16 protein-coding genes are annotated in these 22400 nt (G+C 62.2%); 9 read left to right on the top strand and 7 right to left on the bottom strand.

Annotation, left to right across the window (positions count from 1 at the left end; translation table 11 throughout):
• Positions 1-44: 44 nt before the first annotated feature.
• The 4 genes from ACVI9W_RS23340 to ACVI9W_RS23325 all read right to left on the bottom strand — a co-directional run bounded on the left by ACVI9W_RS23340 (position 45) and on the right by ACVI9W_RS23325 (position 3423).
• Complete coding sequence (locus ACVI9W_RS23340) at positions 45-479, bottom strand: MaoC family dehydratase (RefSeq protein ID WP_461531378.1); 435 nt, start codon at positions 477-479, stop codon at positions 45-47.
• A gap of 9 nt (positions 480-488) precedes the next feature.
• Positions 489-929 carry a MaoC family dehydratase N-terminal domain-containing protein gene (locus tag ACVI9W_RS23335; protein ID WP_461531377.1) on the bottom strand — a complete coding sequence of 147 codons (441 nt, stop codon included), beginning with the start codon at positions 927-929 and terminating at the stop codon, positions 489-491.
• Positions 930-960: 31 nt separating this feature from the next.
• Positions 961-2148, bottom strand: coding sequence for a lipid-transfer protein (locus ACVI9W_RS23330; protein WP_461531376.1), 1188 nt, complete (start codon positions 2146-2148; stop codon positions 961-963).
• A 147-nt stretch (positions 2149-2295) separates the two neighbouring features.
• A complete protein-coding gene (locus ACVI9W_RS23325; protein WP_461531375.1) occupies positions 2296-3423 on the bottom strand; it encodes a CaiB/BaiF CoA transferase family protein in 1128 nt (375 codons plus the stop codon).
• A gap of 208 nt (positions 3424-3631) precedes the next feature.
• Here ACVI9W_RS23325 and ACVI9W_RS23320 point away from each other — a divergent pair, with 208 nt between their 5' ends.
• Positions 3632-6346 carry a LuxR C-terminal-related transcriptional regulator gene (locus tag ACVI9W_RS23320; protein WP_461531374.1) on the top strand — a complete coding sequence of 905 codons (2715 nt, stop codon included), beginning with the start codon at positions 3632-3634 and terminating at the stop codon, positions 6344-6346.
• Here the strand turns inward: ACVI9W_RS23320 and ACVI9W_RS23315 are convergent, their stop codons facing one another.
• Positions 6347-8800 carry a LuxR C-terminal-related transcriptional regulator gene (locus ACVI9W_RS23315; RefSeq protein ID WP_461531373.1) on the bottom strand — a complete coding sequence of 818 codons (2454 nt, stop codon included), beginning with the start codon at positions 8798-8800 and terminating at the stop codon, positions 6347-6349.
• A gap of 204 nt (positions 8801-9004) precedes the next feature.
• On the opposite strand from ACVI9W_RS23315, the gene ACVI9W_RS23310 reads away from it, so the two are divergent.
• Together ACVI9W_RS23310 and ACVI9W_RS23305 are read left to right on the top strand one after the other, a co-directional pair.
• Positions 9005-10837 carry a DUF1302 domain-containing protein gene (locus tag ACVI9W_RS23310; protein ID WP_461531372.1) on the top strand — a complete coding sequence of 611 codons (1833 nt, stop codon included), beginning with the start codon at positions 9005-9007 and terminating at the stop codon, positions 10835-10837.
• A 23-nt stretch (positions 10838-10860) separates the two neighbouring features.
• The gene (locus ACVI9W_RS23305) at positions 10861-12231 is read left to right on the top strand and encodes a DUF1329 domain-containing protein (protein WP_461531371.1); all 1371 of its coding nucleotides are present in this window, start codon (positions 10861-10863) and stop codon (positions 12229-12231) included.
• A gap of 926 nt (positions 12232-13157) precedes the next feature.
• On the opposite strand, the gene ACVI9W_RS23300 is transcribed toward ACVI9W_RS23305, so the two are convergent.
• A complete protein-coding gene (locus ACVI9W_RS23300) occupies positions 13158-14195 on the bottom strand; it encodes a DUF1254 domain-containing protein (protein WP_461531370.1) in 1038 nt (345 codons plus the stop codon).
• Positions 14196-14253: 58 nt separating this feature from the next.
• Positions 14254-15609: a DUF1214 domain-containing protein gene (locus ACVI9W_RS23295; RefSeq protein WP_461531369.1), complete on the bottom strand. Its 1356-nt coding sequence runs from the start codon at positions 15607-15609 to the stop codon at positions 14254-14256.
• Positions 15610-15829: 220 nt separating this feature from the next.
• Between ACVI9W_RS23295 and ACVI9W_RS23290 the strand changes: the two genes are divergently transcribed.
• The 6 genes from ACVI9W_RS23290 to ACVI9W_RS23265 all read left to right on the top strand — a co-directional run bounded on the left by ACVI9W_RS23290 (position 15830) and on the right by ACVI9W_RS23265 (position 22253).
• The gene (locus ACVI9W_RS23290; RefSeq protein WP_461531368.1) at positions 15830-16990 is read left to right on the top strand and encodes a GGDEF domain-containing protein; all 1161 of its coding nucleotides are present in this window, start codon (positions 15830-15832) and stop codon (positions 16988-16990) included.
• A 186-nt stretch (positions 16991-17176) separates the two neighbouring features.
• Positions 17177-17332, top strand: coding sequence for a hypothetical protein (locus ACVI9W_RS23285; protein ID WP_342622521.1), 156 nt, complete (start codon positions 17177-17179; stop codon positions 17330-17332).
• Positions 17322-18188: a diguanylate cyclase domain-containing protein gene (locus tag ACVI9W_RS23280; protein ID WP_461531367.1), complete on the top strand. Its 867-nt coding sequence runs from the start codon at positions 17322-17324 to the stop codon at positions 18186-18188. The genes ACVI9W_RS23285 and ACVI9W_RS23280 overlap by 11 nt, the downstream gene beginning before the upstream one ends.
• A gap of 273 nt (positions 18189-18461) precedes the next feature.
• On the top strand, positions 18462-19250 hold the full coding sequence (locus ACVI9W_RS23275) for a hypothetical protein (RefSeq protein WP_461531366.1): 789 nt from the start codon (positions 18462-18464) through the stop codon (positions 19248-19250).
• Between the two features lie 55 nt (positions 19251-19305).
• Positions 19306-20208, top strand: a complete 903-nt coding sequence (locus tag ACVI9W_RS23270; protein ID WP_461531365.1) for a transporter — start codon at positions 19306-19308, stop codon at positions 20206-20208.
• A gap of 89 nt (positions 20209-20297) precedes the next feature.
• Positions 20298-22253: an alkyl/aryl-sulfatase gene (locus ACVI9W_RS23265; protein WP_461531364.1), complete on the top strand. Its 1956-nt coding sequence runs from the start codon at positions 20298-20300 to the stop codon at positions 22251-22253.
• The last annotated feature ends 147 nt before the right edge of the window (positions 22254-22400 follow it).

The raw sequence follows: 22400 nt of genomic DNA, 5'->3' as shown, positions 1-22400 counted from the left end.
TTATTGCCTTCTAATTAAGTCGGGTTGTCAGTGCGCAAGGAGCGTCAGGCCAGGGCCACGACCGCCTCGCCCACCACCTTGGCTTCGCCATACTGGTTGGCGCACTGGATCTGCAGGCGCACGCGCTTTTCGCCGTCGGCCTCGAATTTTTCGGTGATGCGCCCGCTCAGGTGCGGGATGTGACCGATCTGGGTGATGCCGACAAAGCGCATCGACAGCGCGCGGATCTGTGTCTGCGGCACCCAGCTGGTCAGCAACCGGCCAAGGTAGGCTGCCGAGAGCATGCCGTGGGCGAACACGTCCGGAACGCGGGCCTTGCGGGCAAAATCGATGTCGATGTGAATCTGGTTGTGGTCACCGGACGCGCCGGCATACAGCGCCAGCGTGGTGCGATCGACCGGGCGCAACTTGAGCAGCGGAAGTTCGCTGCCGACCTGTACGTCGCTGTACTGCGGGCCGTAGGTTCGTGAGTGAGTCATGGCTGTACCTCAGCGCTGCACAAGCGAAGAGCGAAGGTCGGCGATGTGTTCGCCGTCCTGGTTGGTGATACGGGTTTGCTGGACCACGAACTGCAGGGCCCCGCCCTTCTTTTCGTAGACATCAACGATGCGCGTATCGAAGGTCAGCACATCGCCGGCAAAGGCCATGCGGTGGTAGCTGAACTCCTGCTCGGCATGCAGGATGCGCCCGAGGTCAAAGCCCATAATGTCCTCGACGATCGCTTGCGGATTGCGCCCCTCGCTTTCCAGGCACAGCAGGAAGGTCGGTGGCACCGGCAGGGCCGGATAACCCGCGGACTTGGCCGCCTCTTCATCGGTGTACAGCGGATCGGTCTCGCCGATAGCCTTGGCGAAGAAGCGCAAACGACCTTTTTCCACCGCACAGGTAGTGACGCCTAGGGAACGGCCGATCAGACTTTTGTCTGCCATTTCGATTGATTCCTGAAGATTGACGGGGCGATCAGCCGCGACCGTAGAGGGTCACGACGCCCGCACCACCCAGGCCGAGGTTGTGCTGCAGCGCGTGCTGCAGGCCTTCGACCTGGCGGGCCTGGGCGCTGCCGCGCAACTGGTGGGTCAGCTCGTAGCATTGCGCCAGCCCGGTGGCACCCAGCGGGTGGCCTTTGGACAGCAGGCCGCCAGACGGATTGACCACCACTTGCCCGCCGTAGGTGTTGTCGCCATCCAGGACAAACTGCTCGCCGCCACCGACCGGGCAGAAACCCAGGCCTTCATAGGTCAGCAGCTCGTTGTGGGCGAAGCAGTCATGCAGCTCGCAAACGCGGATATCTTCAGGGCCGACACCGGCCTTGTCGTACACCTGCCAGGCGGCCGAGCGGGTCATGCCGGAGCCGACGATCTCAATCATCGAGGGCGGATCGAACGCATCGGGGGTATCGGTGGTCATGGCCTGGGCCAGGATCGACACATCGGTGCGCAGGCCATGGCGTTTGGCAAAGCGCTCGGAAACGATGATCGCGGCAGCGCCGCCGCAGGTCGGCGGGCAGGCCATCAGCCGGGTCATCACGCCTTCCCAGACCACCTGGTCGGCCATCACCTCCTCGGTGCTGACCACTTTTTTGAACACTGCCAGCGGGTTGTTGGCAGCATGACGGCTGGCCTTGGCGCGGATCGCCGCAAAGGTTTCCATTTTGGTGCCGTATTTTTCCATGTGCTCGCGGCCAGCGCCTCCGAAGAACATCAGAGCGCCCGGCATGCCGATGCCTTCCGGGAACACCTGGGCGGCACTGTCGAAGCCCTTGCCCATGGTCAGCGGACGATCGGTCCAGAAATTCTTCAGCGCACCCGGCTGCATCTGCTCGAAGCCAAAGGCCAGGGCGCAATCGACAGCGCCGCTTTCCACCGCCTGGCGCGCCATGAACAGCGCGGTAGAGCCGCTGGCGCAGTTGTTGTTGACGTTGATCACCGGAATGCCGGTCATGCCGACTTCATACAGCGCCGACTGGCCGCAGGTGGAGTCGCCATAGACATAACCGGCATAGGCCTGCTGCACCAGCTCATAACCGATACCGGCATCCTGCAGCGCCTGGCGCACAGCCTGGGCGCCCATCTCGATGTAGCTGGCGCTGGCACCGGGCTTGGCGAACTGGATCATGCCGACACCGGCAACATAGGTTTTCTGGGACATCTGTTTCTCCGCGGTCAGTTGACTGGACTGGCACACCGGTCGTTCCGGGGCCCTGGCATCATGGTTGCGCAACGCTTTTGAGCTGTATCCCGCCCCCCGGGAGTAGAAAGGGGTGGGATTGGAGTGGGGTCACCCCACTCCTTTTGCTCAAGCGATGGCGCCGGCCTCGCGCAGCGCGGCAATCGCGGCTTCGTCCAGGCCCAGCTCACGGAGAATCTGCACACTGTGCTGACCGTTGCGCACCTGCTCGCCAGCCTGCGCCGGAGTGCGGCTCAAGCGCGGTACCGGGGCCGGATGAACGACGCCAGCGCTGCGCATGAAGGTGCCGCGCGCCTGGTTATGGGCATAGGTCGGTGCCTCGCTGAAGTCGAGCACCGGGGCAAAGCAGGCCTCGGTGCCTTCCAGCAGCTCGCACCACTGGTCGCGGCTGCGGGTGCGGAACAGCGCTTCCAGCTTCTCGCGCTGCACCGGCCACAGGCTTCGGTCCCACTGCACCTGGAACAGCGGGTCATCGATCTGGCACAGCTCCAGCAAGCGTTGGTAGAACTGCGGCTCGATGGCGCCGATGGAAATGAAGCGGCCATCGGCGCAGGTGTAGCAGCCGTAGAACGGCGCCCCGCCATCGAAGATGTTTTCCCCGCGTCCGGCCCATTGGCCGCTCTGCTTGAACTCGTAGTACATGGTGCTGAGCAGCGCAGCGCCATCGCTGATGGCGGCATCCACCACCTGCCCCTTGCCCGAACGACGCGCCTCGAACAGCGCACACACCACGCCGAAAGCAAGAAACATCGCGCCACCGCCCATGTCGCCGGCCAGGTGCAGCGGCGGCGTCGGCTCGCGGTCGGCGTGGCCCATGGCATGCAGGGCACCGGTAATCGCCAGGTAGTTGAGGTCGTGGCCGGCGCTCTGCGCCAACGGCCCGCTCTGGCCCCAGCCGGTCATGCGCCCGTAGACCAGCCCGGGATTACGCGCCAGACAGACGTCGGGCCCGAGCCCCAGACGCTCCATGACCCCTGGCCGGAAGCCTTCGATCAACACATCGGCACCCTCGATCAGCTGCAGCAGCACCTCGGTGGCCCCCGGCTTGCGCGGGTCGATCGCCAGGCTGCGGCGGCCACGGCCGATCACACTGTCATCACCATTGAGGAATCCTGACTGTTGCCGGTCGATGCGGATCACCTCTGCGCCCATGTCGGCAAGCAACATGGTGGCAAAGGGCGCCGGCCCGATCGCATTCATTTCGATTACCTTTACCCCTGCCAGTGCTCCTGCCATGGTTGTTCTCTCTATTTGTTATGGGCATTGAAGTCAGCAACGCGAAGGCTTGCGACCGGCAACAGGCTAGCCAGTCCATTTGCGCTTACCTATCGCTCGAAAGAGTGAAGTTCGCACTGCGGTTTTTCCCCGATGCGCGTAGCCGTGGCATTATCGGCACACAGAACAATCAGAGGCTGCCAGTCAGCCCACATGGCCAGAGAGACCCATGCCCGATCGCCAGGATCTTATTGCCCGCCTGCGCCTTGTAACCGGCGGCAATGCGCCCGCAGACGCGCAGCCGGAGCCGGCCGTTCACCCTATTCGTGCAGAAAAGTTCGCCACGCCGGGCACCACCGCCGGCCTGCTGCCGCGTGACCACTTACTGCAAAGTATCGACCCACCCGGCGATATCCGCCTGATCCTGATCCGCGCCGCCGCAGGCTTTGGCAAAACCACCTTGTTGCGTCAACTGCGCGAGCGCTGCCTGGCCAATGGCCAAGGCGTACTCTGGCTCACTCTCGACAGCGCCGATAACGACCCCAGGCGCCTGGCCGCCCATCTGCATGCCGGGTTGCAGGCCCTGGATGGCCAGTCAGTCGCCGATCCGCTGGCCACCCCGCAGGCGCTCTTGCAACAACTGGGCAGACTGCAGCCGGGCTTCACCGTGGTGCTGGACGACTTCGAAGCACTCGATACCCCCCAGGCCCTGGCCTTCATCCAGCAGGTGCTGGCCGCACTGGCGCCTGGCGCCCGCCTGGCCATCGCCTCGCGGGTCAACCCCGAGCTGGGACTTGGCCGCCTGCGCATGCAGGGCCAGGTGCTGGACATTGACACCGAAGCGCTGCGTTTGCGCCCGGAGCAAACCCGGGCGTACCTGCGTGGCCGCTGCCAGTTGCCGATCAGCGACGAACAGGTGACGCGGCTGCAGGACATCAGCGAAGGCTGGATCACCGGCTTGTTCCTGGCCACCCTGTCGTTCAACGGCCGCAGTGCCCAGGCTGATGTCATCGGTTCGTTTTCCGGCAGCAACCAGGAGCTGGCCGAGTACCTGACCGAAGACATCCTCGCCCGGCAGAGCGATGAGGTGCGTCTGTTCCTGCTGCAGACCAGCATCCTCGAGCGCTTCTGCGCGCCGCTGTGCGACGCCCTCACCCAGCGCCGCGACAGCGCCGGGCTGATTGAGCAGTTGCTGCGCGCCAACCTGTTCATCCAGCCAACCGACCCTGAGCAGCAATGGTTCCGCTACCACCGTCTGTTCAGCGGCTTCCTGCGCAACGCCCTGGCCCGTCAACTGCCCGGGCACGCCGAAGGACTGCATCGCGCCGCCTCCGGCTGGTACCTCGCCCACAAACACCCGGCGGCGGCGATCGAGCACCTGATGCGCGCAGGCGCCATCGACCAGGCGGCGGCGCTGCTGGAACGGCACCTGGACGAGCTGGTCGATGCCGGACGCCTGCGCCTGATGTTGCGCTGGCTGCAGCAGATGCCCGCTGACACACTGCAAGGACGACCGCGACTGACCCTCACCCACGCCTGGCTGCTGGTGCTCGACCGGCGCTACCGGGATGCCATGCAGGTGGTCGAAGGCAATCCGGTCAGTCTGGAAACCGATACCATCCGCTGCCTGCTGCTGGCCTTTACCGACCAGCCGGAGGCGGCGGTAATTGCAGCGCAAGCCCAGCTCGCCCGCCTGTCGCCCAGTGACAACCTGCAATACGGCATGGTGGCCACGCCCCTGGCGTTCTGCATGATTGCCACCGGCCACTATGACGATGCCCGCAAGGTGCTGACCGACATGGCGCGCCAGGCACCCCAGGAGCGCTCCGCCCTGGTCGATGGCATCGCGGTCTATATAGAAAGCTCACTGGAACTGACCCTGGGCCATCGCCATGCCGCCCTCGCCCGCCTTGAGGCTGCCAGCAACGTGCAGGCTGCAGTGCTGGAAGGACGCTGGGTAGGTGCCAAGGCGACGCTGGACATCCTCCATGCGCTGGTGCTGTACGAAGGCGATGAGCTGACGCACGCCTGGACCATGCTCAACCAGATCCCCCAGCATGCCCTCGATCTCGGCGGCCCCGATGCCCTTATCGCCCACCGTGTGGTGCTGGCGCGCATCGCCTTGCAACACGGCAACCGCGAGGCCTGGCTCCGTCACCTGGCCGATCTTGAGCAACTGGGACGGCGCAGCGGCTCGCTGCGAATTCTCTGCGCGGCCTGGCTTGAGCGCGCCCGCGTTGCCACCCTTGAAGGGCGTCTGGAAGTCGCCGCGCAGGCGCTCTCATCGGCGGAGCTTGCCGGTGAATGGGACCGCCCCGACGTAACGACATTCGCCTGCGATACCGATACCCCCTTTGTTGCCCGCCAGCGCCTGAGTATTGCCCGCGGCGACTATGAGTTGGCCGCAGCCGAGCTGCGCCCGCGCATCGAGCTTGCCGACAGTCGCCAGCAGCGGCGCCGGGCGCTCAAACTACGCCTGTTACTGGCCATGGCCCTGGCAGGAAAAGGCCGGCAAAAACTCGCGCTGGATACACTGACACCCGCCTTGCGCCATGCCAGCCAGGAAGGTTTCCTGCGCACTTTCCTCGAAGAAGGGCCGGCACTGGTCAAACTGCTGGAACGCTGGGCGGTAACCTACCAGGCGTCGTCCAGCAGCCTGGGCATTGCTCCGGAGTTTCTCGCCGACTTGCTGCAACGCAGCGGTGCCCGGACAGAACCGGCGCAAGGCAGTGAGTCGGCCCAAAGCGACCTGCAACTGACCGCACGCGAGCTGCAGGTGATCCGTTTGCTGGCCGCCGGTCATCGCAACCGCGCAATTGCCGAGCAGATGCACTTGTCCGAACATACGGTCAAGACGCACCTGCGCAACATCAGCGCCAAGCTCGACGCCCAGGGCCGCACCGAAGCCATCGCCATCGCCCGCGCCCGTGGTCTGCTCGACTGATCAGGCAAGCATCCCTAAGGATTTGGCCCGCATCACCGCCTGGGTGCGCCGCTTGACCCCAAGCTTATGGTTGATCTTCACCGTATGCGCTTTGACGGTATTCAAGGAGATGAACAGCCGCTCGCTGATTTCCTGGTTGGACAGCCCGTGGGCCACCAGTTGCAGCACCGAAAACTCCCGAGAAGTGAGGCCGTCACGGGCGCCCGGCCCCGACGGCGTCGCGCGCCAGTCGGCCAGCAGGCTGGTACGCACCAGGGCCGGAGGCTCATCCGCGCAGCTCACACCGCCGTGTTTGCCGACCTGGGCCAGCGCCACCCGCGCCTCCGCCAGCAGGCCACGGAAACTCAGGCGCTCACACGCGGCGAGCAAGGCCTGCAGGCGCTTGGCGGCATGCTCCGGCTTGCCCGTGCCCAGTTCGGCAAGGGCGAGCATCAGCTGCAGGCGTTGCGGCAAAGAAGGTGCATGCAGCGGTGGCAGGCGCCCGATATCGGCGCTGATTGCGTTGCGGGCCAGCCGCAATATCGCCTCCCAGTCTTTCTGACGGACCAGCAGGCGCATCTGCTGATAGTCGATAAGCCCCTTGTAGCAGGTTTCGCTGACCCGGCAGCGCTGCATGTGCCGCTCGGCGTTGCGCAGATGCTGCTGCGCCTGCCACAACTCGCCCTTACACGAGGCCACTTCCGACAGACCGATCAGCGCATGCAGTACATAGGGGTCGCTACTCTCGGTGCCACGCTCAAGGCCCGCGCGCAGCGCACTTTCACCGGCCTGCAGGTCGCCCCGTAGCAGACACAGTTCGCCGCGCAACAACAGCAGACGGCTGAGCAGCAGATCATGACTACCGCCGTCGGCGGCAACCAGCGCCAGGCACTCCTGCAATACCGATTCGGCCAACGCCAGCTCATCGTTGAGAATCAATTGCCGAATGCGATCAGCGTTGATCAGCACTTCACTGGCAATACAGCGGTGGCGGCGTGCCAGTTGCAGCGACGAATCCAGCAACAGCCGGGCCTGCTCCGGTTCGCCCGCGGCCATCGACACCCGGGCCAGGGTCGAGTAACACAGGAACGACGACGGCCAGTCACGCAACTCCAGATGCTGCAAGGCCGAGTGACAGTGCTCACGTGCGCCGTCGGCATCGCCACTGAGGCCGTAAAGCGTGCCCTGCAGCGCCTGCCAGTTGGCCAGCAGACGACTGTTGTTGCGCGCCTTGGGCTGCGGCACTGCCCATGCCAGCCTGGCGATGTGCGTCTGGGCATCGTCCAGGCGCCAGCTGCTGAGCAGTGCCCTGACGTTGAGGTAAATCAGGTTCGGCGAGCTTTCCAGCGTCCGCACAGGCAGGCGCGTCAGCCAATTGAGCCAGGTGTGCAAGTGGCGCTCGCTGAACATCCAGTCCAGGGTCAGGCGCTCCATCAGGCTGGCAGCCATCTCGGGCTGCTGGGTGGACAACGCCAACTCGATGGCTTCGTCAATGAAGCCGTCTTCGCACAACAGCCGGCAGGCATCCAGGCGCAGGCGGTTGAGTTCTGCAGCGGCAAGTTCCCCCTGCAATGCCAGCGCCACCGCTGGCAACAAACGATGCCACTGCCCGTCCCCGCCCAGCGGCTGGAAGAACGACGCGGACTGCAAGAGGCCACGCAACAGCGCGCCCGCATCGCGCTCCGGCCACAGCCGTGCGCAGAACCCGATCGACACCCGTGGCAGGTAGGCGACGCTCAACAACAGCTTGCGCTGGTCTTCGGACAAGAACGCCAGCAACTCGCCGCCCAGGTACTCGCGCATCCAGGTTCCCCCAGCCCGCTCGTTGCGGCCCTCTGCGCCCAGCAACAGGCGCACGCCTGCGCACCAGCCCTGGGTCTGTAGCCACAGTTGGGCAAGGCTGGAGGGGCCAGCCAGCGGGTCAAGGCGCTCGGCCAGGGTTTCAAGCTCCTGGCCATTGAACGCCAGCTGTCCGGCACCAAGCTCCAGCAGTTCACCTTCCAGCAGCAAACGCGCCAGCTTCCAGGCTGGCCGTTGCCGGCAACTGACCCACAGCTGCACCGGCGCCTGGGAACGCAGCAGGCGGTCGATCCAGGCGTTGAGTTCGGCGCAGGCATCGGCCGGAAAGTCGTCGAAGGCAAAACACCAGCACACCTTGCTGCTTTCCAGCAGGGCGAGTAGCGCATTGCCGTCTGCGGCGGCTTTCGGCTCCAGGCCAAGGCCATCGGCCAGCCGCTGGCAGAACTGGACAAAGGTCGGCGTGTGCCCGCCGAGGTCCAGCCACAGGCAGCGAGCCCCGGCTTGCCGACGACGCAGGCAATCGTTGAGCAGCACAGTCTTGCCATAGCCAGCCGGTGCACAGAGCAGGCGCAGGCGATAGTTGCGTTCAAGCAATCGATCCTCAAGCCGCTCACGCTGAAGGTGTGCCGAAGGGGGCCTGGGCAAGGCCGCCATTGCTGAATGGAGCTGGGACACGGCGCCTCCTGAAGTCGATCAAGGTAAGCGCTATGTTCGCGCGCGAGGCGTAAATCCCCCATCCGCCAATCGAGGTATTTTCAGGGCACAAGCAGGCTACTAATGCTTTCGGGTAATACGCAGAACTATCCGATCAGGCAATACATCACCCAGGTTCGCCCCCCTAGGATGGCATCGCTACATCATCCGAACCTGGAGAACCGCATGACAACAACAAAAAAGCGCGGAGTGTTTCAGCCAAGTCTGCTGGCTGCTGCAGTCGCCATCGGCGCAAGCCATCCGGCGTGTGCCGTTGACTTCAACATCGGGGAAATCGAGGGCCAGTTCGACTCGTCTTTGTCGATCGGTGCCAGTTGGTCAGTGCGCGGTGCCGACCCGTCGCTGATTTCCAACTTCAACTCGATGGGCAAGCGCGGCACATCGTCTTCACGCACCGTCGACGACAACCGCCTGAACTTCAAGAAAGGCGAAACGTTTTCAAAGATCTTCAAGGGTGTGCATGACCTGGAGCTGAAATACGGCGACAGCGGCGTGTTCGTACGCGGCAAGTACTGGTACGACTTTGAGCTCAAGGACGAACACCGGCTGTTCTACGACATCGATGACAGCGGCCGCGACGACCTGGCCAAAGCCTCGGGCGCCGAATTCCTCGACGCCTTCGTCTACCACAACTACACCCTCGCCGACCTGGCCGGTAATGTGCGCCTGGGCAAGCAGGTGGTGAGCTGGGGCGAAAGTACCTTCATCGGCAACTCGATCAACAGCATCAACCCGATTGACGTTGCCGCACTGCGGCGTCCGGGGGCCGAGATCAAGGAGGGCCTGATCCCGGTAAACATGCTGTATGTCTCCCAGGGGCTTTCCGAAAACCTCACCGCCGAGGCGTTCTATCAGCTGGAGTGGGACAACTCGGTGGTGGACAACTGCGGCACCTTCTTCGGCAACGATGGCGTGGCCCAGGGCTGCAACGACCGCCTGGTGGTGGCCGGCCTCGATCTGCCGCCCGGCGTCTCCAGCAACGTCGGCGCTCCGGGTGCCAACAACAACGTGTACATCCCGCGCCTGGAAGACAATGAACCCGGCGACAGCGGTCAGTTCGGCATCGCCTTGCGCTGGTACGTACCCGAGCTGCACGACACCGAGTTCGGTGCGTATGCCATGAACTACCACAGCCGCAACCCCTACCTGAGCACCGTGCGCACCACCGGTGCGGGCACACCGCCCAGTGCCCTGAACGTGCCGCGCAACGCGCGCTACTTCATCGATTACCCCGAGGACATCCGTCTCTACGGCCTGAGTTTCCAGACCAACTTGAGTGGCATCTCGCTGGGCGGTGAAGTCAGCTACCGGCCAAACATGCCTTTGCAGCTCAACACCGCCGACCTGCTCACCGGCACGCTCAACAGCGCCACCTCACCGCTGATCACCACCGGTTTCATTGCGCCGGCGTCAGCGGCGGTGGCCGGCAGCGATATCAATGGCTACAAGCGCATGCCCGTGGTCCAGGCGCAAGTCACCGCCACCCAGTTCATCGATCAGGTGATGGGCGCCAGCCGCCTGACCCTGATCGGCGAAGTCGGCTACAACCGTATCAACGGCCTGGGCGACAGCGACGGCAACGACCTGCGTTTTGGTCGCAGTCCGGCCTATGGCTCCGGCATCCTGCCCGGCGCAGCCGGCCTTGCTACCTGCCTCGGCAGCGGCGCCGGCACCCCGAGCGCGAGTAACCCGGCCCAGCAATGCAACGACAAGGGTTTCTACACCAGCAGTTCCTGGGGCTACCGCGTGCGCGCCAAGCTCGATTACCCCAACGTGCTCGCCGGCATCAACCTGTCGCCCAACCTGGCCTGGTCCCACGATGTCGACGGTTACGGGCCGAACTTCGAGGAAGGTAACAAGGCCGTCAGCATCGGCCTGGATGCCGACTACCTCAATACCTACACCACCAGCCTCAGTTACACCGACTTCTTCGGTGGCGACTTCAACACCAACGTCGACCGCGACTATGTAGCGCTCAGCTTTGGCCTGAATTTCTGATGCAAGACCGGAGGAACACAAGCATGACTACCCTCACCATGATGCGCACTGGCGCACTGGCCCTGTCGCTGCTGGCCACCAGCGTGATCGCCGCCGTCTCGCCGCAGGAAGCGCAACAACTGGGCACCACCCTCACCCCGCTGGGCGCGCAGAAGGAAGGCAACGCCGACGGCAGCATCCCGGCCTGGACCGGCGGCCTCAAGCCCGGTGCCGCGCCAGTGGATGGCAATGGCTTTCTTGGCAATCCGTTTGCCAATGAGCAACCGCTGTTCGTCATCACCGCCGCCAACGCCGAGCAATACAAGGACAAGCTGACCCCCGGCCAGCTGGCGCTGTTCAAGCGCTACCCCGACAGCTACAAGATTCCGGTGTACAAGAGCCAGCGCACCGCCGCCGTCCCCGAGGCGATCTACACCATCGCCAAAAAGAGCGCGGTAAACACCGAACTGACCGACGACGGCAACGGCCTGCGCAACTTTGCCGACACCCGCTACTACCCCTTCCCCATCCCGAAAAACGGCGTTGAGGTGTACTGGAACCACACCAACCGCTATCGCGGCGGCAACATGCTGCGCCAGGCCGCCCAGGCCGCGCCGCAGGTCAACGGGTCCTATTCCATCGTCGAATACGATGACGAACTGAGCTACCCGCAATACATGGAGGGAGTCGACGCCAAGCAAGCCGAGAACATCTTTTACTTCTATAAGCAGCGTATCACCGGACCTGCACGCCTGGCCGGCAGCGTGACCCTCATCCACGAAACCATTGACCAGGTCAAGGAGCCTCGCCTGGCCTGGGTCTACAATGCCGGCCAACGCCGCGTTCGCCGTGCGCCGCAGGTCGCCTATGACGGTGTCGGGTCGGCTGCCGATGGGCTGCGCACCGCCGACAACACCGACCTGATGAACGGCGCGCCGGACCGCTACGACTGGAAGTTGATGGGCAAGAAGGAGATCTACATCCCCTACAACAACTACAAACTCTGGTCGCCGAGCGTCAAGTACGCCGACATCATCAAACCCGGCCACATCAACCAGGACCTGGCTCGCTACGAACTGCATCGTGTCTGGCACGTGCAGGCCACGCTCAAAGCTGGTCAGCGGCACATCTATGCCAAGCGTGATCTGTACTTTGATGAAGACACCTGGCAGCTCGCCGAAGTCGACCACTATGACGGCCGCGGCCAACTCTGGCGTGTCGCTGAAGGCTATGCGGTCAATGACTACGAGCGCGGTGCGCCAGCCTACGCCATGCAGGGCGTCTTTGACCTGATCGCCGGCCGCTACAACATTCTGGCGATGACCAACGAGTCCAAACATGCGACCTACTACGGCAAGCCGACCCGCATGAACGACTTCACCCCGGCGGCTTTGCGCAATGCCGGCGTACGGTAGGAACAGCCCGCTCACCAGGGGCGTAGCAGCTATCGGATAAAAACAGCTCTTCACGGAATCCCGGGGGGCATGATCCTTGGGTTGGTTGGGTTGGTTGGGTTGGTTGGGTTGTTGGGGTTGTGAGCTTATCCATTTTGTGTGGCGATGCTGGCGGCCCCTTCCGCCCTTACGGCGGGTCCCTTTTGTCTTGGCAAAAGGAACCAAAACCGCCTGCTCCTACATCCGGCCCTACGCTGCGCTCCGGGTCCCTTCGCTTCGGTGCCCTCCAGGGGCATCGCGGCCTACGACTTGCTTCGCCAAGTCTACGGCTCGCGAACTTCGGCTGAGGCCGAAGGGTGCTGCGCACCAGCCCCCTCCAGACACCTACGCTCAGCCTCCTGAAGTCGCAAAGTTACGGGCGGCGCCTGTGCTGACGCATCTTCGACATCAGATATTGGCGGCGGCAGGCCGCTGCCATTGCGGGACAAGCCCGCGTAAAGTCAGTAACGACACGCTCTTGATCTTGATCTTGATCTTCATACACGCAAGTTCAGACGCTGCGGACTGCGACTTCAGGAGGCTGAGCGTAGGTGCCTGTAGGGGCCAGTGCGTAGCACCTTCGGCGTAGCCGAAGAACGCGAGCCGTAGACTTGGCGAAGCAAGTCGTAGGCCGCGTGGCCCCGGAAGGTGCCGGAGCGAAGGGACCCGGAGCGCAGCGTAGGGCCGGATGCAGGAGCGAGCGGTTTTGGTTCCTTTTGCCAAGACAAAAGGGACCCGCCGTAAAGGCGGAAGGGGCCGGTAGCGGCGCCACACCAAATGGATAAGCTCACAACCCCAACAACCCAACCCAACCCAACCCAACCCAAGGATCATAGTCCCCGAATTTCCGTGAAGAACCATAAAAACAAACGGCGGCCACTTGGCCGCCGTTTGTTTTATTGCCTACCTCAGGAGGCGGGATGTGCCTCAGGCAACTTCCACGAGCCATCCAGCACCGCCTTGGCCGGCTGATAGAAGCGCACCATGTAGTTCCAGCCCGGCATGATCGGCAAGCAGTTGGCAACCGTCGCCGTGCATCCGCCAAAGCGAACCGACACCTTACCGTCCTCACCTTTGCGTGCAGTGAGGTTGTTCAGTGCGTAGGCTTCCTGGGCATTCTTCTGGAATTGCCCTTGCGCGTTGTAAACACTGATGGACCAGAAAGCCCCTGCAGGCACATTGGAAACATCCAGCTGGTACGGGGTCTTGCCATCATTAAGCTGCGGCGTGACAACCTGGTAGTAAGCATCCTTCTCCGGGTTGCCGCCCCAGGCCATGGCACTGCCGATCAGGTGGCGTACCGGGTCGACGTCTTCACGCTTGCCGAACATGCCGCGCGAATCTTCAAGGGTCGAGCCTAGCGCCAACAATGCCTTGCGTATTTGCGCGCGGCTGGCTTCGTCCCAGTTCGGCACCTGGAACTGCCCAGGCCCGCCGTCCTGCCTGGCGACGATGGCATCCTGCAGGGCGGCAATCTTGGTCAGGTCCTGCGGGTCGGCGGGGTTGATCAGGGTCCGCACGCCGAACATGACATAGCGAGTGGACACGTCCGCGCGGTTGAGGCGGTACTCCCCTGCCCCATAGTGAACGCCGATGACCTGGTGATCCTCGTCGATCATCACCAGCGACATGAAGCGCCCGCCGGCGTCTGGCAGGGTCACGCTGACAGGGCCGGCGTCCATATCGAACACCGCGGTTGAATACAGCGTGTCGCGGTTCGGCCGGATCACGGTCGGGCGATCCACCGGAATCAGGTCGCGCCAATGGGAGAACGTGCCAAAACCGCCGCGCTTGGCAGTCAGGCCGAAGTAACGGTCGGTCTCGGCGCGGGCGAAGTTGTCGACGGTGACCGGCACCGCCGCCGTTTGCAACGCATCGCTATGGGCTACCGGCAGGTAGGCGCCGTACAAGGCGATAGCAGCCACCAGTGCTTTCAATTCATTCATTGTTGTTGTCCTTATGGTTGCAATGACCGCGGCGCGCTGGCCGCGGTCTTGACGCCTCTCAGAGCCTGACCAGCGCCGGAGGGAAATAGTCGCCATCGGCTACCACACCCTTGGCGCCGTAATAGCGCAGGATCAGCCTGAACGGCTGGCCCGCGGCGGTAGGCAGCCAATTGCCCTGATTCGCGCCTGTCGGCTGTTGCGGACCGAAATAGAGGGTCAGCGAACCATCGGCGTTGTATTTCAGGTCGGATTGGTTGTTGAGCAGAAAACGCCCCAGCGTGTTGGGCAAGACGCGGAAGTTTTTCGCATCGGTGGCGGTGATCGACCAGAAGTAGCGGGCAAAATTTTGCGGCAACTGGTCAGCCGGAATCGTCAGGGCATAGCTTTGGCCACCATCAAGCACCTCGCCGCTGCCCGTTGCGGCCGCACGGAAGTAGTGAACCTCCTGCTGGGTGTTGGCCCAAATGCCGCCATAGTCGACCAGGGTCCGGGTCAGGAAGTCGCTGCCGTAGGCGCCGGAGACTGCCGGGCGCACCCAGCCGTTGCGCACGGTTCCCGGCCCGATCGTAGCCGCCGACTTGGCTAGTGCAGGATAGGTACGGGTTTTGATCTGCTGATCGATACGTGCGCGCGTGGCCGGGTCTGCAACCTGCGCGGCAATTGCCCGCACCTTGGCCTGCACGGCTTGCATGCCGGGATTCAGGTCCGGCTCCTGCAGGGCAACCTCAGCCTTGTCGAATGCCTCGACGCCAGGCAGCTTGCTCAGCTCGAACATCAGCGCCTCGGGTACCGCCGCAAGCGTTGGCGTGCCGGTAGGACGCAAGCTGAACTGCTGCTGCAGCTGCTCGGCTTGCCTGGCATCGGCGCCCAGCTCCACCCGCGACAGCACGCGGGCGGTGCGCACCGGCAGATCGATACGTTTGACGCCAGCGGGCAGCGTCACCTTCGCGTCCTTGAGGCAGACCGCAAAATCGCCAAAAGGATGATCGGGCTGACTGCGCTCATTGATATTGGCCAGTGTCTCGCCCCAGCCATTGAGGAACTGCACCGTGTAGTAGCGATCGACGATTTTCGGTACCGAAATCTGCGCGCAACTGCGCTCGTCCAGAGCTAGCCAGGCTTCCGAATAGGCCACATCCAGGTTCGGATTGGGCCAGTCCACGGCTCCTGGCTTGCGGTGCACAAGCTGGTTCCACTGCATCCCTTGCTGAAAGTCCAGCTGCTGTTGGCGCAGCACCAGCAGGCGACCCAGCAAATAGATATAGGCGTCACTGACCTCCTGGTCCGAGAACGCCTGCGTTTGTGGCGCAGTGACGGTTTCACTGGCGTGGACAAAAGATGACTGCAACGCGGCCGTCAGGCAGGAAACTGCAAAAACGCCTCCGGCAAGCGCCAGTCGCGATGATCGTTTCATTATTATTCTCCGTGGTAATCCATTATCTGCAGCACCCGCAGCTTATGCATGAGACAGACGGGTTCCACACCTCTCCTTTGGAGTGGGTAGCCGGATGCTAGGGTATCTTGCAGCTGCAGCGCTTCAGCGTTCGGGTTGTGGCAGGCCGGGACGCGGAAAAAATCGACGCAAACGCTTACAATTGATTCCATTTCTGCACATCAGACAGACCCCTCAGGCTATGGCTCTCGACCCTCCTACGCTGTTGATCCTTTCTATCGCCCTCGCCGCGGCCGCCGCCCTGTATCTGGCGGTCGAATGGCGCAGCATTCGCGAATCCTCGCTGCTGTTCTGGAGCGCAGGCTTTGCCACCATCAGCGTCGGCTCGACCCTCGCCCTGCTGCGCATCAGTGGCCTGCTGCTGATCGGCATCTGGTTCGCCAACGGCCTGCTGGTGCTGGCCCATTGGCTATTTCTGATCGGCGTCGCGCGCTTCACCCAAACTCGTCTGTCACGCGGTTGGTACCTGGTCTTCGTCACCTGGCTGGCGCTGCTGCTACTGCCAAGCGAGCCATGGTGGTCGAAGGTCATGTTGATGGCCAACTCGCTGCTGGTTGCCGTGCTGGCGCTCAGAGCCAGCTTGCTTCTGCGCCCCCATGGCAAGTCATTGAGCGTTGGCGCCGTGCAACTGCGCTATGTATTGCTGATCCACGGCCTGTTCTATCTGGCCAAGGCCCTGGCCGCAGTGATTCCCGGCACACTGATCGATCTGGCGGCGTTTCATGGCGAGATCATCCAGATTTCGCTGGTCGAAGGCGCGATGGCGATCATGTTGATCGCGCTGTCGATGACCGGTACCGAGCGCCACCGCCGTGAAGCGCGCATAGCGCGGCTGGCCGCACGCGATCCGCTGACTTCCCTGTACAACCGCCGCGCCCTTGAAGTGCGGGCTCCGCGCTTGTTCGAAAGTGTCTCGGCCACGCACCCAGGCGCCTTGATGCTGATCGACATCGACAACTTCAAAGGTGTCAACGACCTGCACGGCCATCTGGCCGGCGACCGCCTGCTCATGGCCCTGAGCGAGATGATTCGTGCGCACCTGCCCGAAGGCGCGTTGGCCGCCAGACTGGGCGGTGACGAGTTCGTCATTGTCCTGAGCAATACCTCTGCGCAGCGCATTGTCGAGCTGGGGAATACCTTGCGCGAGCGCTTTCAGCAGACGGCCTCAGCCTCGTTCGTCACCCCCGATGCCGTGACCCTGAGCATCGGCGCCACCTTGTTCGACCAGCCACCGGCAAGCCTGGCGGCGCTGATCGAGCAAGGTGATGCGGCGCTCTACGAATCCAAGCGTGGTGGGCGCGACAGTATTCGTCTGGTGGAGCGTACGGTTGCAAGTCTTTAAAAGGTTCTTCACGGAGTCTCGGGGGCTATGATCCTTGGGTTGGGCTGGGTTGTTGTGGCTGTGAGCTTATCCATTTTGTGTGGCGATGCTGCCGGCCCCTTCCCAGCCCCAGTCCAGTCCCAAGATCATGCTCCCCGGGATTCCGTGAAGGCCTCCCCTTGAAAGCAACTCCCAGTGAACGCGTGCATGATCCGTTTGTCAGGTGGCGCAAAACCAGACTTGAATGGCACGCAAGTCCATTTACAGGCGCAGCGCAAGTCTGCAGGATTGCTTGCCGCCGCCCTGCGCGGTCAGGCTATGATCAAGCAATTTGAACCGGACCTCCTGGCCTATGCCCGTTGACCTACAAGCGCTCTACCCCAAACTGATCCACCTGATGCTGGACACAGTGTTCGTGGTCGATCGGGACAACCAGATTGTCTTTGTCAGTGATGCCTGTGAAACCCTGCTCGGTTACCGGGCCGTCGAGCTGATCGGCACCCCGATCACCGACTACATCCATCCTGACGACCTGTCGGTGACACGGGCCTCCATCATCCGGGTCATGAACGGGCATTCCCACGTCGATTTCCGCAACCGTTACATCCGCAAGGATGGCGGTGTCGTGCACATCCTCTGGGCGGCCTTCTGGTCCGATGAGGTGGAAGCGCGGATCGGTGTCGCGCGGGACGTGACCGCCCTCCGGCAGGCCGAGGAAGAATTGCGCTTCATGGCCCACCACGATCCGCTGACCGCCCTGACCAACCGCTCGCTGTTCAATGACCGGCTGGACTCGGCCCTGCGCGCCGCACATCGCCACAACAACATGCTGGCGTTGCTGTTCCTGGATATCAATGACTTCAAGGGCATCAACGATGTGCATGGCCATGCAATGGGTGATCAGGTGCTCTGCATGGTTGCTCGGCGGCTGCAAGCCAGCGTTCGCGAGACGGACACCGTGGCGCGGATGGGGGGTGATGAGTTCACCGTGCTGTTGACGGATATCCAGTCGCAGGAAGCCGTCGCCGAGAAGGTAGCGCAGATTCTCGCGACCATGGCCGAGCCGCTGGGTGCTGAGTTTGGCGCGATCAACATGCCGTCCTGCAGTATCGGCGTGGCCTTTTATCCTGCGGACGGGGAAGATGCCGATACGCTGCTCAGCCATGCCGATGGCGAGATGTACCGGATCAAAAGGCAGCGTTCTTCGGCGGCTGGGTAGCGAGCCTGCTGACATCAGTTTAACGGCGGACTGCCTCCCGCTATGTTTGAGAGAAATTTAGATCAGTGTTTGGGATTAGTTGATAACTGCTCAATGCGGTCTACTCTCCAAAGGTCTTTGCCTGGCTCGCTGAAGGCCGCGTGATGAAAAGACACCCAGGTTGTTCAATCGGCCTAATACCTATGGGCCGTCCAACCACTCAAGCTCGCTCGAATTTATTAGATCCGCAACATCATGAAGTTATACGGAGCTGTGCCATAGATAAGGAAATCAATGCAAAAGATCCTCAATATCGTTATCGCGACAGTCTTGTTTGTACTGAACTGCGGGTTAGCCCGAGCGGATAACGCAGAGATTGCCAACAAGAGCAATAATCCGCTAAGTCTGGCTCCAGGTCTGAACTTTCAAGACTATTACACGCCTGAGCTGTACGACAGCGACGCCCACACAAACGACTTCTTGCTGCGCGGTACCCTACCGGTAGCTTCTGGCGACTTCATCGGCGTTCCACAGCTATTACGCGCCACCCTTCCCGTCAGTACCCGTCCCGACCCGCACAGCGGCTACAGCACCGGGATCGGAGACTTGAACATCTTCGACATCTTCCTGCTCAAGACTGATGGAGTTCAGCTCGGTATCGGTCCGCAGATCACTGCCCCCACGGCCGAGCATGACGAACTGGGCAGCGGAAAATGGCAGGCCGGCCTTGCTGCCGTGGCCATCGATGCTTCGCCGCGTGGCCTGCTCGGAGCCTTGGTGCAATACCAGAGTTCATTCGCCGGCGACAGCGATCGCCAACATGTGGAAACCGCCACCTTCCAGCCCTTCCTCATGCACAACCTCACTCAGGGTTGGTACCTGCGCTCCACAGGTACCTGGACCTACGATCTGAAGAACGACACCCATTACATCCCGATCGGTTTTGGGGTGGGAAAGGCCAGCAAAGTCGGCAGCAACGTCTACAACCTGTTTGTCGAGCCGCAATGGACGGTGGACCACAAGGGCGAAGGTCTACCGAAGTTCACGCTGTTCGCCGGACTGAACATCACGCTCGGCAACTAGATTCCGGGTGGCCAATAGGCTGCGGGCTGCAGAAAACAGTACCAGGAGTAACCCAATGCACACTTCACGTTATCTGAACGGGCTGGCCGCGCTCGGTCTCGGCCTGAGTCTGCAGGCCCAGGCGGACAACGCCCGCGACTGGCAGAACCTGCCGACCGACCTGAACATGGTGTTTGGCTACTACAGCAAGATCGACACAAACACCCCGATCGACACTTCATTGCCATTGGACGGCCTGTCACTGAATGCCGACCTGTACATCCTGCGTTACGCCCGCTCGTTCGACATTGCCGGACGCAACAGTGCCATTCAGCTGTTGCAGCCTTATGCCGACGTTTCAGCGTCGTTCGACAACGCGCGATTTTTCAACGGCACCAAACACAATGGCGGTATGGGTGATACCCAGGTGGTGTTCGTCCACAACCTGTTTGGCGGCCCGGCGCTGAGCAAGGAGGAATTCGCGCAGTGGACACCGGAAACCTTCCTTACCAGTGCAGTCTGGCTCACCGTTCCCAACGGCGACTATGACAAGGACAGGGTGATCAACATCGGCGCCAACCGCTGGGTGGTCAAGCCGGAGATTGCCTTCGGTCACCCCATCGGACCGACCTGGCTGGAGCTGAACACCTGGGTCTCGCTCTACGGTGACAACGATGACTACCAGGGCAACAGCAAGCTGGAGCAGGACCCGCTGTACGCCATCGAAGGCCACTACAGCTACACCATTAATCGTGCCCTCTGGGTCTCCCTGGACGCCACCTGGAACAAGGGCGGCGAGACCAAGGTTGACGGCGTGAAGCAGGACAACGAGCAGGAAAATACCCTGCTCGGTGCCAGCCTGGGCTTCATGCTCTCGCCGCAGTTCGGTGGCCTGGTTGCTTACAGCGATACCGTCTCTGAGCAGACTGGCTCGCCCGATGTGAACACCTGGACCCTGCGCCTGCAATACCTCTGGTAAGCGCAGCTAGCAGCTTCTTTCCTGAACCACACGCCAATCCCCCAAGACAAGCAGTAGCGGGGGCTGATTTCCAACACAAGGAGTACAAGATGAAGTTTCAATTGTCGGTGTTGACCATGGCCCTGGCCCTGACGTCCTTTACGGCGCTGGGCGCTGTCGAGCCCAAGGATGCCAGCGAGATCACCAAGCAGATGAACGCGGCGGTACTGAAGGATTTGCCCTTTGCCGACAAACAGGACTTCGAAGATGCGAAGAAGGGCTTTATCGCCACCTTGACGCCGATGACCATCAAGGACGCCAAGGGCAAGATCTCCTGGGACCTGACCAGCTACGACTTCATCAAAGGCGAGGCGCCGGATACGGTCAACCCAAGCTTGTGGCGCATCTCACAACTGAACCTCAACAACGGCCTGTTCCAGGTCACCGAACGGGTCTATCAGATCCGTGGCTTCGACCTGTCCAACATGACCATCATCGAAGGCGACACCGGGCTGATCATCATCGATCCGCTGGTGACCACTGAAGTGGCCAAAGCCGGCCTTGACCTCTACTACGCTAACCGTCCGAAGAAACCGGTGGTGGCGGTGATCTACACCCACAGTCATGCCGACCACTACGGCGGCGTGAAGGGCGTCACCAACGAAGAGGATGTGAAGTCCGGCAAGGTGAAGATTTACGCGCCAGACGGTTTCCTCGAGGAGGCGGTGAGTGAGAACGTGCTAGCTGGCACCGCCATGAACCGCCGCACGTTGTACCAGTACGGTGCGATGCTGCCGCGCAGCGCTAAAGGCCAGATGGACGCGGGTCTTGGCAAGACCACTTCCTTTGGTACTTTCACCCTGATCCCGCCCACTGACACGATTACCAAAACCGGCGAAAAGCGCACAGTGGACGGCGTTGAGATGGAATTCCAGATGGCCCCGGGTACCGAGGCACCCACTGAGATGCTGATCTGGTTCCCGCAGTTCAAGCTGCTCAACACCGCCGAGGATGCCACTCACACCCTGCACAATCTCTACACCTTGCGCGGCGCCCAGGTGCGTAACGCGGCCAACTGGTGGAAGACGCTAAACCAGGCCATCAATAGCTACGGTGGCAAGGTGGAGGTGGTGCTCGCCCAGCACCATTGGCCGATGTGGGGCCAGCAGCGCATCGTCAATTTCATTTCCGACCAGCGCGACATGTTCAAGTACATCCACGACCAGTCGCTGAACCTGGCCAACAAGGGCTTGACCATGACCGAAATCGCCGAGCAGCTGGAGCTGCCCGACAGCACCGGCAAGCAGTGGCATAACCGCGGCTATTACGGTTCGGTCAATCACAACGCCAAAGCGGTTTACCAGCGCTACCTGGGCTGGTACGACAGCAACCCGGCCAACCTGCATCCGTTGCCGCCGGTCGAGGCCGGGAAGAAGTACGTCGAGTTCATGGGTGGCGCTGAGGTCATCATGAACAAGGCCAAGGAGTCTATCGCCAAGGGGGACTATCGCTGGGCCGCGGAAGTACTCAAGCATGTGGTCTTTGCCGATCCGGACAACCAGGCTGCGCGCAACTTGCAGGCCGATGCACTGGAACAGCTCGGCTACCAGACCGAGAACCCGACCTGGCGTAACGAGTACCTGATGGGTGCTTTCGAGTTGCGTAATGGCGTACCCAACTTGCCTGCGATCAACACCGCAAGTCCCGACATGGTGGCAGCCATGAGCCCGGACCTGCTGCTTGATTACATGGGCGTACGGATCAATGGGCCGAAGGCCACCGGCAAGCACCTGCGGATCAACTGGAAGCAGCCTGAGGGTCAGACCTATGCCATCGAACTGCGCAATGGCGTGCTGATCTACACCGCCGACAAGAGCTTCGACGATGCGGACGCCACCCTCACCGTCGACAAGCTGGGTTTCGCCGGATTAATGATGGGTGGCGCGACGCTGGACAAGGAAGTAGCCGGCGGTAAAGCCAAGCTGGAAGGTGGTGCGGACAAGGTGAACGAATTACTGGGTCTGCTCGATACCTTCCCAGGCATGTTCAATATCGTCACACCCTGAGTGAAGATTCGGCCGCGCCCCCGCTGTGGGGCGCGATCGAAGATCTACCTGCTGTGTGTTTGCCGACATCCACAGGCGCCCCGGCAAACACCTTCCGTCGTGCGACCGCGCATGCGGGTAGACGCGTATAAAACTCTCGGCTAACCC

The organism is Pseudomonas sp. 210_17 TE3656, assembly GCF_054821965.1.
This window is presented reverse-complemented; position numbering and strand designations above follow the sequence as displayed.